Origin of the sequence: Enterococcus sp. AZ048, from assembly GCF_051715125.1 — a bacterium.
GTDB lineage: Bacteria > Bacillota > Bacilli > Lactobacillales > Enterococcaceae > Enterococcus_A > Enterococcus_A gilvus.
The window spans coordinates 545,408-558,689 of sequence record NZ_JBIOTD010000002.1 but is presented as its reverse complement, the minus strand read 5'-3'; the positions used below and the strand labels follow the sequence as shown (position 1 = coordinate 558,689).

The following is a 13,282-nucleotide window of genomic DNA, read 5'->3' as shown; positions in this document are numbered from 1 at the left end:
TTTTGTTTTTAAAAAATCTAAAAACCTTATCATTTCCTTATAGTTGTCTTTCATACTGGAAGTAGAACGAGGAGGAAACCCACATGAACGAATGGATTGTTACTACGAACCAGTTAACGAAAACCTATCACGGTCAAAAGGCCGTAAACAACTTATCATTAAAGATACCTAAAAATAAAGTCTACGGATTGCTTGGTGCGAATGGTGCCGGAAAATCAACGACATTAAAGATGCTCGCCGGACTGATCCAACCGTCTGAAGGAGAAATTCTTTATCAGAATAAGCCTTGGCAGCGAAAAGACTTGTCAGAGATCGGCGCCTTGATCGAGCGGCCGCCGTTGTATGGAAATTTGACAGCTCGCGAAAATCTGTTGGTACGCACCACAACTTTAGGGTTGTCTGAAAGGCGAATCGACGAGGTCTTGGCTATCGTTGATCTACAGAATACTGGTAAGAAAATAGCCCGTCAGTTTTCTATGGGGATGAAGCAGCGGCTAGGATTGGCGCTAGCATTATTGAATGAACCGAAATTATTGATCTTAGATGAGCCGACGAATGGCTTAGATCCTTTAGGGATTCACTCTTTTCGCGAACTGATCCGATCGTTTCCCGCCCAAGGAATCTCCGTGATTCTTTCCAGTCACATTTTATCAGAGGTCGAGCATACTGTGGATACGATCGGGATCATCGCCAACGGTCAATTAGGGTATCAAGGGAATCTGCCGGAAAATAGTGTGGCGTTAGAAGCACTCTTCATGAAGGTGGCGAAGGAAAATCAGACGGAAGGGGCGAGCTGGGATGAGTAAGATCATTCGAGGGGAAATGCTAAAGGGCAAACGCAGCTTTGGCAGAAAGAGCTTGATTTTGTTCCCATTATTAGTAAGCGGGATGGCTATTTTTTTAATGGGAGGAGAATTGGCGCAGATCGGTGCCTATAACTGGTGGTACATGTTGCTGCTGCCGATGGTAGTAGGACTTGTTTGTACAAATCTGGTAGATGCGGATAAGCGCTTGGGTTTTTATAATTGCAACGTACTTCCTATTTCTCCAGCAAAAATGTGGCACGGAAAAATCTGGACAGGGCTACTTTACTTGGCTTTTTCAAATGCGGTCGTTTTTGGTTTGACGACGCTTTCGGGTCTGTTGTTTCCATCGCAATACCCACTTTGGCGCGGTCTCGCTGCGGGCATCGTTTTAACCGTCACGTGGGCGTGGCAAATTCCTTTAGGGCTTTATTTGGCTACGCGGTTTCATTCGGTCGTTACATTTCTAAGCATTCTCTTTTTGAATATATTCTGTTCCAGTCAATCGATTGCGGGAGGCGCCTTTTGGTACGTGCCCTTTGCGATCGCGCCAAGATTGATGGCGCCAATCATTCATATCAATCCGAATGGCGTGCCATTAGAAGCTGGAAGTCCGTTGTATGACGCAGGAGTGGTCTTACCAGGCCTGATACTCACGTTGCTGTTCTTGTTCGCCAGCAGCTTTCTCTCGACGCGCTGGTTCAGTAAGGGAGGTCGTTATCATGAAACGATTTAGACGTGTGTTGCTGGGGGATATTCTAAAAATAAGGAAAACGCCTTTTTTTCTTTTGCATGTCGCCTTGCCGTTAGTGGGCATCGGTGTTTTCGCCGCGTATCAATGGATGACGAACACGCACTCCCAGCTGCTACTGATCAATTATTTTCAAGTACTAAGTCTCGTGTACCCGATTCTTGCGGCATGGATGACCACTCTTATTGTTGATCAAGAAAGCGAAGCAGGAGACAGTTTCTTCTTATTAAGTGCAGTATCCCGCTGGCGAGCACTGACTTCAAAGGTTGGGATACTTTTAGTTAGCGGTCTGTTTGCTTGCCTGCTGGCAGGCTTCGGGTACCATCTGGTCGTTCAATTTCGCGAAGACTACGCGTTATCCAGTCTGTTCATTCTTTTTCTAGTGGGCATCGTCTGGTGCAGTGCCTTGTTTCTTTACTTTTTCCATTTATTTCTGGGCCTTTCCTTTGGTCGAAACGTCAATTTCGCGGTTGCAGCCGTCGAGTTGCTGTTGTCCGCACTGTTGCTTACCGGTTTGGGAGAAACGATCTGGTTTTTCTTTCCGTGTGCGTGGGGCGTTCGTTCGATCCCTTTAGCAGCCGCGTATTTGAGAGGAGCGACAGCCACGAGCTTTGGTACGGTACACGTGGTATTGGTCTGTCTGGTTCTGCTGACAGTATTCATGCTGGGTGGGTTATTCCTTTGGTTTCAAAAATGGGAAGGGCGATCAAGTGAGGAGTAAGACCCTTGCTGGATGAGCGATTTCAACGTATGATTGAAGAAAAGGGGTGAGGTTATGGCAATGATTTTCGCTATTGATGACGATGAGGGCATCTTGGCATTTATTAAAACAGCATTGACACGAGAAGGTCATCAGGTAGAAACATTCACCACCACCCGAGAAGTGACGGCGGAAAAAGCCGCATTTGCGGATTTGATCCTGTTAGATGTCATGATGCCGGATCAGGACGGCTTTGATTACTGCCGAAGCATTCGCGACCTTGTAGATTGCCCGATTCTATTTGTTACAGCAAAAACAGAAGAGAAGGCTTTGTTGCAAGGACTTGGAGTCGGAGGAGATGACTACATCCGCAAGCCCTTCTCACTAGCGGAGTTGCGTGGGCGCGTATCTGCCCACCTGCGCCGAGAATCTCGCGGACACACGCATCGCATACGCGTTGGGGAAATTTCTTTAGATATTTCCAGCAAGAAAATTTATTATGGCAGCGAGGAGATGTTGCTGACAAAATCAGAATATTTGATATCCGCCCAGTTGATCACGTCTGCGGGTCAAGTATTTTCAAAGGGGCAATTGTACGAAGCTGTATTTGGCTTTGATGGACGTTCTGAGGAAAGCGTGATCGTTGAACACATCAAGAATATTCGGGGAAAGCTAAAGAAATACTCAGCAAATGACCCGATCGAAACGGTTTGGGGGATTGGGTATCGATGGCGAAAATAAAAACAATCAGTCTGACTGGGTATGTGACACGCCTCTTGGCAGCTGCTTTTTCAGGCGTCGTCGTCGTTTTGATGTTGGCATTGCTTCTTTTTCAAGTCTTGATTTCTACGGAAAAGATCGCGCCGGCAAATGCAGGAGAGATCCATGCGCGAGAGGAGATGAAGCGGATTGAAGAGAATCAGGTCTTTCCGGCTAAATTGTCACCGTCATTTTATCAGTATGTTTATTTTACCAAAGAAGGGAAGGTGCACGCGGCTTCTTTAGCAGGCGAGCCTTTAGAGAAAACACTTGCTCAGTACAAGGATAAGACCGACAGCTATTCTACAGGAGCGTATGTGACGTTGGCTGATGGCAGTTATGCGTTATTTTCATGGAATTATAAAGCACAGTTTACCAATCCGACATTGAGAAAGCTGTTCCCGAATTTTGAAAGTTTCTTTCTGATTGCGATCGTGCTCGCGCTGCTGCTTTTCTTTCTTCTGTTTACCAAAAAAGTCAGTAAGCAATTAAAGGAAAAATTGCTGCTGGTGGAACAGGCGAGCCAACAAATCACCCAAAAGGACCTTGATTCTGTGATCGGCACCACTTCGGGCATCCGGGAATTCAATGAAGTGCTGCATTCAATGGAAGAAATGCGCGGTGCCTTGAAAGACTCCCTCGTCCAACAATGGCAGACAGAGCAGCAGCGAAAAAAAGAGATCGCGGCGCTGACTCATGATATTAAAACACCACTGACCATCATCAATGGCAACGCCGAGCTGTTGATGGAAGAAGAACTTGCCGAAGAACAGCAGCAGCTTGTCCAGCATATCTATGATTCAGGAAAAAAAACCAAGCAATACCTCGATTTGCTGCAACAGGTTTCAACTTTTGATGTGGTTCAAGAGGAAAAGAGTCCTCTTTCCGTCACGACCATTTTAGAGGAAGTGAGGCAGACATTTACACCTCTGGCTAAGAAAAAAGGGATCGAATTGGCGATTGGGCCTTCGCCACAAGGGACTGCTATCAATGCGGCCCCTGTCATGCTGATGCGCGCATTGGGAAACCTTTTGGAAAATGCGATTCGATATACTGATTCGGGAAAAGTGACGGTAGAAACGGTGCACGACGAAAAAAGCATAAGATTTGTGATTGAAGATCATGGTCCAGGATTCTCGCCAGAGGCCCTTTTACATGGGAAGGAAATGTTTTGGCAGGAGGATCAAAGCCGGACAACAGGCAGCAATTACGGCATTGGACTAGCCATCGTTGAACGTATTGCCAACTATCACGAGGGGCAAGTAATCGTAGAAAACACCACTGTTGGAGGGAAGGTTACGCTCATCCTATCTAATGAAGAAACACTTAGACCTTGAAAGAAGTCAAAGGCACACAGGCTGCGTGTTCCTTTGGCTTTTTTTGTGAGTAAATGAAAGAAAACAAAATTTTTTCATTTAGTTTCATAATTTTAAAAACAAATGAATGACCTATCAGACAATCTGTACTATAATATGAGAAACTATCAATGGATCTCTAATCAAATAAGCATTATTCTAAGAATTTTTATGGAAATGAGTGAGACGATGATCGAAACGGAAGTCAAAGAATTAGAAGAATTAGTCACGACGATGCGCCGTGAGCTGCACCAAATCCCTGAATTGGGACTAGAGGAGACGCGCACCGCTGCTTATATTCGCGAGAAGCTGGCGGCTTTTGGTGTGACAGAGACTTATGAAGTGATCGAAACAGGAACGATCGCCGTCTTAAGAGGAAGCAAACCGGGAAAAACGATCGCCTTTCGTTCGGATATCGACGCGTTGCCAGTGGAGGAGCAGACCGGCTATGCGTTTGCATCCAAGACTCCGGGAAAAATGCACGCCTGTGGTCATGACGGCCATATGTCGACTTTACTAGGGTTCATTGCCTATTTGCATAAGCATCCTGAAACGATCCAAGGTACATTGGTCTTTGTGTTCCAGCCAGCCGAAGAAGGACCTGGCGGGGCAGAATTGATCATGAAAGCGGGGATTCTTCAAAAACTTGGCGTGGAGGAAATCGTCGGCTTGCACGTGTTTCCGGATCTACCAGCTGGAAAAATTTCCTGCCGACCTGGACCGATGATGGCGCGGAATGCAGAAGTCACCATCACGATCAAGGGGGTCAGCACCCATGGCGCACAGCCGCAGCTAGGCGAAGATGCTATCGTCGCAGCCGGCGGCGTGATCTCTGGATTGAACAGTATTTTGGCGCGAAATATCGGTCCGTTGGATAACGTGGTTTTGACTTTTGGGACGATCCATGGCGGCGAAGCGATGAATATCGTGGCGAAGGAAGTTGTTTTACACGGGACGATGCGGGCGTTTGATGACAAGGTCTACGATGAAGTCGTTCGACGGACAACATTATTAGCTAGTGAAATCGCGAAGGGCTACGGATGTGAAGCCGTAGTGGACTTTAACCACATGTATCGCGTCGTCGACAATGACCCGAAGATGGTGGAGACGCTGGAGAAAGTCGCAGCGGACTATTATGTCGAGACACCGCCTTATCTGATCGCGGAGGATTTTTCGATGTATCAGCAGGAAATTCCCGGAATGTTTTTCTTTTTAGGCATTCGTGATGAAGCAAAGGGCTACACGCATCCGCTGCATAGCGGACAGATGAAATTTGATGAAGTGAATCTCTTATTAGGGATTCAGACCTATGTCAACTTGATCGCTGGATTAAATGAACATTAATTAAGGGGGCTTACAATGGACTTTGAAACAAAAAACGGACATTTGATGTGGGATGGCTGTGACACGGTCGCTCTGGCACAAGAATTTGGCACACCACTTTATGTTTTTTCACAAACGATGATCGAAGAGAAATGCCAGGAGTTGCAGCGAGATTTTGTTGAAAAATACGACAACGTGCGGGTAGCCTTTGCCAGCAAAGCCTTTTCGACGTTGGCGATGCTGAAAATCATTGAGAAGCAAGGCTTTTCGTTGGATGTCGTTTCTGATGGCGAGCTTTATACCGCTGTCAAAGCTGAGTTTCCCGCAGCGCACATTGAAATGAACGGCAACAACAAATCCATCGAAGAATTAGAGATGGCGATCGATTACGGGGTTGGACGAATCATTATCGACAGCCTGCAGGAAGTGGCTCTGATCGCAGCGATCGCAAAAGAAAAGCAGCGCGTCGTGGATATTCTTTTCCGCATCACGCCGGAGGTCAATGTCCAGACCCATTCCTTTATCTCGACGGGGCAAAAGGACTCGAAATTTGGGATACCGATCGATGAAGCGATTCTTTTCCCGCAAATCAAACAGGCAATCGAGACGCCTGAAGTCAATTTTCTAGGGTTTCATTTCCATGTCGGAAGTCAATTGTTCGATAACCAAGCCCATCTAGCGGCAGTAGGGATCGCTTTGGACTTAGTGAAACTAGTGAAAGAGCGCTTTGATTATACGATCAAGGAGCTGAATTTCGGCGGCGGTTTTGGGGTTCGATACACGGATGCCGATCAGCCGAAGCCCTTCAGTTATTTTACGGACCCGATGATGGTGCAGGTTTTGGCGTTTTGCGAGGAAGAGCAATTCCCACAGCCAGCCATCGTGATCGAACCAGGACGCAGCATCGTGGCCGAAGCCGGTATCAGCCTGCATAAGATCGGCGCGATCAAAGAGCTTCCGGGTCTGCGGAAATATGTGAGTATTGATGGCGGGATGACGGACAACATTCGTCCAGGACTATACGAAGCGGAATACACAGGGATTTTAGCGAATAAAGCCGATCTGCCGGCTGCTGAAACAGTCACGGTCTCTGGGAAGGCTTGCGAAAGCACAGATATCCTTGTCAAAGACATCGAATTGCCGACAGTCGAAGCCGGCGATATTTTCGCGACTTTTTCGACGGGTGCATATGGTTATTCCATGGCCAGCAACTATAACAAATTGGCGATTCCGGCCGTTGTATTGACCAAAGACGGACAAGCAGAATGTATCGTAAAAAGACAAACATTGGATCAGATCATCCAAAATGAAGAGATTCCAAGTTTTTTGAAATGAGGCGAAAGAATGGCTATTCCCTTTTATAAAATGCAAGGTGCTGGAAATGATTTTATTTTGATCGATAATCGTGGGCTGAGTTTTTCGACGGAGGAACTAACGAAGGTCGCAGCCCGTGTGTGTACCCGGCGTGTATCGGTAGGAGCGGACACGTTGATCGCCGTTGAAGCCCCTCGCGGAACAGGTGATTTCTACGCGCGCTTCTTCAATGCCGACGGGTCAGAAGCGGAAATGTGCGGGAACGGTGCCCGCTGTGTCGCACGATGGGCCTACGAAACAAAGGCGGCGCAAGAAAAAATGACCATCGAAACCATCGCAGGGAATGTTCCGGCTGAACGGCTGGACAAACGGACATATCGCGTCCAGTTGAATTCTCCGACGATCTTTGAAGCAGACAAAACGATTCAAGTCGATGGCAAAGAAGTGACTGTCGATTATGTTGAATTAGGTGATCCGGGCATTCCTCACTTAGTCGTTCACTTCCCTGATCTGGCGATGACAGAGCTGGAGACGATGCTTGATTTTGCTAGAAAACTGCGCAACCATCCAGTCTTTCCAAAGGGTGCCAATGTGAATTTCTACGATGTTTTGCCAGACCAAACAGTGGTGGAACGAACCTACGAACGAGGAGTAGAAGAGTTTACCTTAGCTTGCGGAACAGGCACAGGGTCAACAGCCTATGCATTGAATAAAAAGAAGATCGTCGCGGTCGAACCCGCGGTGATCGAAGTCCTTGGCGGGCAGCTTCAAGTAGATGTGACAGGAGAGGACTTATACTTGATTGGCGACACGAACCTCGTTGCTGAGGGGACAATAGTAGACGAAGATTTCGTATAAAAAAACAACGACCAATAATTCTGGTCGTTGTTTTTTTGTTATTTAATTTTCGCTTTGTCTCTATCGATGAGTTGGAAAATATTTATTCAATAATGTTTGTAAATTTAAAAAATAAAAGTATTTCATTGGGTATTTACAAGAGCGTTATTTTAGTATTATCCTAGATGTATAAAAAACACAGGAAGCGATTTCTTGAAAATGGAGGATGGGAACATGGATGTTAAAAAATTAGGCACGCGGCAGTTATTCTTAATGAAACGAGAGTCTTTGGAGAAGAAGATCGTGACTTACTACGAACAATCCGGCGATGCGGATTCTGTGATCGAGTATTTGGTCGCGGTCATGGTGCGGAATGCGCTAAATTTGACGGGGGCTTTTTCTTTTCTCTGCAAAGACCTGCTTCGGTACCTCTTTTTAACAGTCGAGCCGACAAGCACCCTGCGCCTCTTTTTGCCCTTTTTCAAGGAATACTTTGAATCCAAAGAATGGGAAGGCTTGATCAAGCAGTATTTTGGAAGCCCTTCCGAGTATTTTTCCCAGACTGAAATGATCCGCTCCTTCAAGAATGCCTTTGAGAGACAGGGCAGTTTGGACCTTTACAGAGAGGGCCTCGTTTATGACATTCGTTCCCGTTTTGAGGATGCCGCGGGCAAGCGCCATCTGTTGACGATTCGCGACGTCGATCCTAACAAAGAGGAAATGCTGGTGGCGGAGATTCTGGAAGTGTTGACCTTGTTAAGCATCTTTGAAGTGGACGGCGTCCGAAAATTCGTGGCATTGGTCGATTATAAAGGCGGTGGTCACGTGGAGACGACTTCTTACAAGGTTGGCAAAGCCAAACAAACAGAAGAGGATACTGTCGTTGAAGAAGCGCCTACAAACACGAAGACTGAAAAACAGCCCGTCCTGGTTGCCGCAACAGAACCAATCGCCGCCGCAGAGCCAATTACTACAACAACTCCATCGCCAAAAAACTCCAACAAGCTGTCTTACGAAGAAGCCGCGGCGATCGTCGAGGCGGAGTATCCCTTGCCGGGGGAAGAAACTTTTACAACGGAACGTCCATCCAATAACGCCGCCGATCTCCCGCCCAAACCGAAGTCTTCCTACGTGCGCTTTGATAAGACGCCTGAGCAAGTAGAAGAAGAGCAGCGGCAGAAAAACCTCAAACGAAGACTGGATAAGCAGCAGGGGAAGAAAAAGGACAGCCGAACCAAGCGGAATAGGAAACGAAAATGATCGCTGTCCGTCACGCATGATGACGGTTCCAGACGCTAGCGTAAAATCGTGTTTATTTTTGTGCGGGCTTTAGAAAAAATAGCTGCTATCCTATCATCCTCCGCAGGGCGCTAAAGAGTTAACGGTCGGAATTCTTTTGTCGTTCTTCCTTTGTGAGGAGAACACGGCGGTTTTGTTCTTCTTCATTGACGCGAAATTTCGTAGGACGTATCATGAAGGGAGTACAAGCTACGAGGAGGCCGACATGAAAAAATTTAAGAAAATGGTGGCGATCGAGCCAACCAAATTATTGCCTGAATGGGACGAGAAACTAAAAGCGCTGGCAGAGGAAACGGTCTTTTACGAGGACATCCCCGCAGATACAGCCGCAGTCATCGAGCGAATCGGCGATGCTGATTGCGTGATGCTGAGCTTCACCAGTTCTATTGATAAGGAAGCGTTGGAGGCGTGCCCGAACATTCGTTATATCGGTATTTGTGCGAGTCTGTATGCGCCGGAGAATGCTAACGTCGATATTCGCTATGCAGAGGAAAAAGGCATCGTTGTGACTGGCGTGCGGGATTACGGCGATGAAGGCGTAAAGGAATACGCCATCAGTGAATTGGTTCGCCTGCTGCAAGGTCGCGGGCTTGCAATGTGGAAAGAAGAACCAATGGAATTGACCGATGTGAAGGTTGGGATCGTTGGAATGGGAACAGTCGGGAGTCTGCTGGCACGCACGATGGACTTTTTCGGGATGGACGTCAATTACTACAGCCGTACGCGGAAGCCAGACGTCGAAAAAGAGCTGGCGATGACTTATTTGCCGCTCGATGAATTACTTGGAAAAGTAGATATCGTGATCACCTGCTTAAATAAGAACGTGGTCTTATTAGACAAAGCTGCTTTTCAAACATTTGGCAACGGAAAGATCTTGATGAACGTATCCATCGCACCTTCTCATGAAGTGCCAGCGTTAAAAGAATGGTTAGAGCACGGGGATAATTACGCCTTCAGCGATACGGAGGCTGGTTTAGGAGCAGAAGTCATTGGTTTGCCAAATGTCTTTGCTGGAAAAACCAATGCGGGATTAACGTCGATGGCGAAGGTTCGCCTGGCGCAAAAAGTCATTGGGAATATCGAGACGTTTCAAGCGAAAAATTGATTGATGGAATGATAGGACTCCAGCGTGAGCGCTGGGGTCTTTTTTCTGTCTAACGCCACAGCGAACAGCCTCCTGTCAAAAGACGTCACATCAAATGTTTCTTTTTTGAAATTATTTGCAGTTGATGTAAGAAAATATAACATAAGTTATTGAAAACGGCATAAAATCCCGCTATGATGGATAAATGAAGAGACACTCGTTGGAATGATAGGAAGAAAAGGGGAAGCGATATGGAACGCCAATACTTAGTTCAAGTAGAAACGATCGTCGGGGAAATGACTGAAGAGACCTTTCGAACACATCGTGAAGCGCTGTGTTATGCGACCAATTACCAAAGAGTAAAGAAAAGCAAAGTATTCAGATCAGGGGAAGTCGTTCATCATTTTACCTATTAAGAAAGCTTCTAAAAGCAAAAAAAGAGGGAGACGTCTACGGACGAATCCCTCTTTTGCGTGTTTCGATAAGATTTCCTGCTACGAAAATCATTATGCCTAACCAGATAAATGCGAAGGCAATAAATTGCGGCAGCTGGTAGGGCTCATGGAATAGAAAGATCGCCATCGCCAGCATGATCGTTGGGTTGACGTATTGCAAAAAGCCCAGCGTGATATACGAAAGTTTTTTCACCGCCGTCGCAAAAAGCAGCAACGGGATCGCCGTAACGATGCCGGCTCCGATCAGCAGCCAATTCGTAGTGGCGGGATACTGCATAAAGCCTACCGGTGAAACAACGAATAAATAAATCAACGCGATCGGGGCGATGATCAGTGTTTCAAGAGTAATACTTGTCGCTGCACTCAAATCCAATTGTTTCTTAGTCACGCCATACAAACAAAAGCTTGCTGCAAGGAAAATTGAATTAAAGGGAAAGACCCCCGTTTGAATCGTCAGCAGCACGACGCCCGCAAAAGCGGAGAGACTGGCTAATTTCGCCTGTTTTGTCAAAGGCTCCTTTAAGTAGATCGCGCCAGCGAGGACGTTTAGCAGGGGATTGATATAATAGCCCAGACTAGCCTGCTGGACTTGTCCGATCGAAACAGTATAGATATAGATTCCCCAATTGAGGGAAATAAAAATCGCTGCAACAATAATAGCAAGTGTCTTTTTTTTACTTTTTAGCAGCGCTTTGACCTCTTGGAGAAACCCGGGGACTTTTCGGAAAACGATCAAGTAAAGAGTCATAAAGACCAGAGACCAGATGATCCGATAAAAAAGAATGTCGACGGGACCGACATTTCCCAATAATTTCCAATAGAGGGGAAGGATGCCCCAAAGAATGTACGCGCTGAACCCATAAACCAACCCTGAATCTTTTTTCATTGAAACCTCCTTAGTTCCGTCATGTTCACTTAGTTTAACATAAACGCTCAAGAGAATTTATAGAAAAAAGCAGCTTTGATGAATCAAAGGGAAGATTTTTTTAGCCGTCAAGTTCTGTTTTCAAATTATCGAAAAACGAATGAAGGTATTTTTGGACAAAAAGAAACACGCGGCATCCAATGTACAGACTTCCCGCAAAAAGAATGAGCACGTGGATCTTGTGATCAATGTGAAACGTCGCGACAATCACCTTCAGCGATCCGAACGAAAGGGAATAGTGAAAAAGCTTTTCCAAAACGAGCTCCGCCGACAATGCACCGATCACTAAGGAAGAAAGCGCGACGTAAATGGATTGAAGCGAAAATTCCAAGCTGATGAAGGGGGTCGTTTCGCCAAGGAGACTCATGGTTTTAAAAGACGCACGCTGGTCGTTCGCCATATGAAAAAACAATCGCCGAATCGCACTCAGCGTCACTATCAGACAAAGCCCCGCTAAAAAGGTAGAGCAATGTTTAAAAATAGTCGTCAGCATTCCGCTGGGGGAGATCAGATCCATGATGGCCATGCCGCCGTGACTCGCGGCTTCTCTGAATGCGTGATCGTGCCAGTGGGAGAAGAACAGACTGATGGTGAGAAAGGAAAAGGCGATGAAGGAGGACAAGCAGCTCAAGGCGAGTGACGCTAGAATACCAGAGCTGCGGGTCAAATTTTTGATCGAATTTTCCAATAAATAATAGAGTTTGATCATGTGGATACCTCGTTTCAGATAAGGATAGTCAAAAAAGCCATTCAGACGAGTGAATGGCTAGGGATTGGAACGATTTTTTTTGTAGGAAAAAAACAAAGCGGCGCCAACGACGATACCATAATATAAAATGGGCAAAAGCGGCGTCTCCACATTGTCAAAGGAATAATAATAGAAAACGAGTGAGCCACCAGAGAAAACAAGAGTAGCGAGCAGTTGCAGTAAAGAGGGATTTTTCTTGACTAATGCGAGGGTGTAAGGACCTAGGACAGCACCCAGCAGGCAAAGCAGAAAAGCAACAACATCTCTTGTCAGCATCGTAACATCCTCCTTTTTTCACGTATTCGTTTGGAAAAATGCCGGTAATCGGCTCACAAATAGTATAGCATGCAGAGGCGCGCTCAGGGTAAAAAAATAGAGACACCCGGTCTCTATTTCTCGCTTGATTAAAATGCATACGCGATAAGTGAAATACCTGCCATCATAAAGTAGAAGCCTACTAGGAAGGCAAGGGTAAGAGCGGAAGTCAAAGGATTGAATAAAAGCATGAATCCTAAGATAACGCCGATCACGTCGATCACGATGTGGAACCAGTAATAGCCGGTGCTTCCCAGTTTGTAGATGCTTGCTGTAAGGAGACCGACGATCGAATCGAAGAGAAACCAAATCGCAAAAACAAATGGCAAAGCGACCAATCCAGCAGTGATGTTGAATAAGAAGAAAATACCGATCAAGATATCAACGACACCTAAAACCATCATCAACGTAGATTTTTGATTCGTAAATTCGTGAAGTTTACGTCTAAAGAATAATTCAAAGAGTCCTTTTAAAATTGCTGAAAAAGCAAAGACATAAACAATGGCAACGAGACTGCTTCCTGGATCTCTAAATGCAGCAAGAGAAACGAGAATAAAAAGAATCCCCATCAAAAAATAAGGCCAGCTAAAGGTTGTTTTTCTTTCCATATTTTT

At 46.0% G+C, this 13,282-nt stretch carries 15 protein-coding genes; 11 read left to right on the top strand and 4 right to left on the bottom strand.

The genetic code is table 11. The features are described 5' to 3' along the window. Window positions 1-83 precede the first annotated feature (83 nt). The 11 genes from IGI66_RS16500 to IGI66_RS16450 all read left to right on the top strand — a co-directional run bounded on the left by IGI66_RS16500 (window position 84) and on the right by IGI66_RS16450 (window position 10,641). Window positions 84-806 (top strand): lantibiotic protection ABC transporter ATP-binding protein, encoded by a 723-nt coding sequence (locus IGI66_RS16500; protein ID WP_438849630.1) that lies wholly within the window; start codon window positions 84-86, stop codon window positions 804-806. Beyond that, window positions 799-1,539, top strand: coding sequence for a lantibiotic immunity ABC transporter MutE/EpiE family permease subunit (locus tag IGI66_RS16495; protein WP_438849629.1), 741 nt, complete (start codon window positions 799-801; stop codon window positions 1,537-1,539). The genes IGI66_RS16500 and IGI66_RS16495 overlap by 8 nt, the downstream gene beginning before the upstream one ends. After that, complete coding sequence (locus IGI66_RS16490; RefSeq protein WP_114525389.1) at window positions 1,526-2,275, top strand: lantibiotic immunity ABC transporter MutG family permease subunit; 750 nt, start codon at window positions 1,526-1,528, stop codon at window positions 2,273-2,275. Before IGI66_RS16495 ends, IGI66_RS16490 begins: the two co-directional genes overlap by 14 nt. A 54-nt stretch (window positions 2,276-2,329) precedes the next feature. Continuing rightward, window positions 2,330-2,995, top strand: coding sequence for a response regulator transcription factor (locus IGI66_RS16485; protein WP_044926688.1), 666 nt, complete (start codon window positions 2,330-2,332; stop codon window positions 2,993-2,995). Then, window positions 2,983-4,350 carry a sensor histidine kinase gene (locus IGI66_RS16480; RefSeq protein ID WP_010778578.1) on the top strand — a complete coding sequence of 456 codons (1,368 nt, stop codon included), beginning with the start codon at window positions 2,983-2,985 and terminating at the stop codon, window positions 4,348-4,350. The genes IGI66_RS16485 and IGI66_RS16480 overlap by 13 nt, the downstream gene beginning before the upstream one ends. A 207-nt stretch (window positions 4,351-4,557) precedes the next feature. Continuing rightward, on the top strand, window positions 4,558-5,712 hold the full coding sequence (locus tag IGI66_RS16475; RefSeq protein WP_205242224.1) for a M20 metallopeptidase family protein: 1,155 nt from the start codon (window positions 4,558-4,560) through the stop codon (window positions 5,710-5,712). Window positions 5,713-5,727: 15 nt separating this feature from the next. Continuing rightward, complete coding sequence (gene lysA, locus IGI66_RS16470; RefSeq protein WP_438849628.1) at window positions 5,728-7,026, top strand: diaminopimelate decarboxylase; 1,299 nt, start codon at window positions 5,728-5,730, stop codon at window positions 7,024-7,026. Window positions 7,027-7,035: 9 nt separating this feature from the next. Next, the gene (gene dapF / locus IGI66_RS16465) at window positions 7,036-7,863 is read left to right on the top strand and encodes a diaminopimelate epimerase (protein ID WP_438849627.1); all 828 of its coding nucleotides are present in this window, start codon (window positions 7,036-7,038) and stop codon (window positions 7,861-7,863) included. Between the two features lie 213 nt (window positions 7,864-8,076). Beyond that, window positions 8,077-9,102: a hypothetical protein gene (locus IGI66_RS16460; protein ID WP_438849626.1), complete on the top strand. Its 1,026-nt coding sequence runs from the start codon at window positions 8,077-8,079 to the stop codon at window positions 9,100-9,102. 244 nt (window positions 9,103-9,346) lie between these two features. Beyond that, on the top strand, window positions 9,347-10,246 hold the full coding sequence (locus tag IGI66_RS16455; RefSeq protein ID WP_438849625.1) for an NAD(P)-dependent oxidoreductase: 900 nt from the start codon (window positions 9,347-9,349) through the stop codon (window positions 10,244-10,246). A gap of 230 nt (window positions 10,247-10,476) precedes the next feature. Continuing rightward, entirely contained in the window at window positions 10,477-10,641 is a 165-nt protein-coding gene (locus tag IGI66_RS16450; RefSeq protein ID WP_288225857.1) for a hypothetical protein, read from the top strand. Between the two features lie 34 nt (window positions 10,642-10,675). On the opposite strand, the gene rarD is transcribed toward IGI66_RS16450, so the two are convergent. From rarD to IGI66_RS16430, 4 genes are all read right to left on the bottom strand, one after another. Beyond that, entirely contained in the window at window positions 10,676-11,566 is an 891-nt protein-coding gene (gene rarD / locus IGI66_RS16445) for an EamA family transporter RarD (protein ID WP_438849624.1), read from the bottom strand. Between the two features lie 100 nt (window positions 11,567-11,666). Continuing rightward, a complete protein-coding gene (locus IGI66_RS16440) occupies window positions 11,667-12,314 on the bottom strand; it encodes a hypothetical protein (protein ID WP_438849623.1) in 648 nt (215 codons plus the stop codon). 57 nt (window positions 12,315-12,371) lie between these two features. Beyond that, window positions 12,372-12,629 carry a hypothetical protein gene (locus IGI66_RS16435; RefSeq protein ID WP_438849622.1) on the bottom strand — a complete coding sequence of 86 codons (258 nt, stop codon included), beginning with the start codon at window positions 12,627-12,629 and terminating at the stop codon, window positions 12,372-12,374. 128 nt (window positions 12,630-12,757) lie between these two features. Beyond that, complete coding sequence (locus IGI66_RS16430) at window positions 12,758-13,276, bottom strand: HdeD family acid-resistance protein (RefSeq protein ID WP_010778568.1); 519 nt, start codon at window positions 13,274-13,276, stop codon at window positions 12,758-12,760. Window positions 13,277-13,282: the final 6 nt, after the last annotated feature.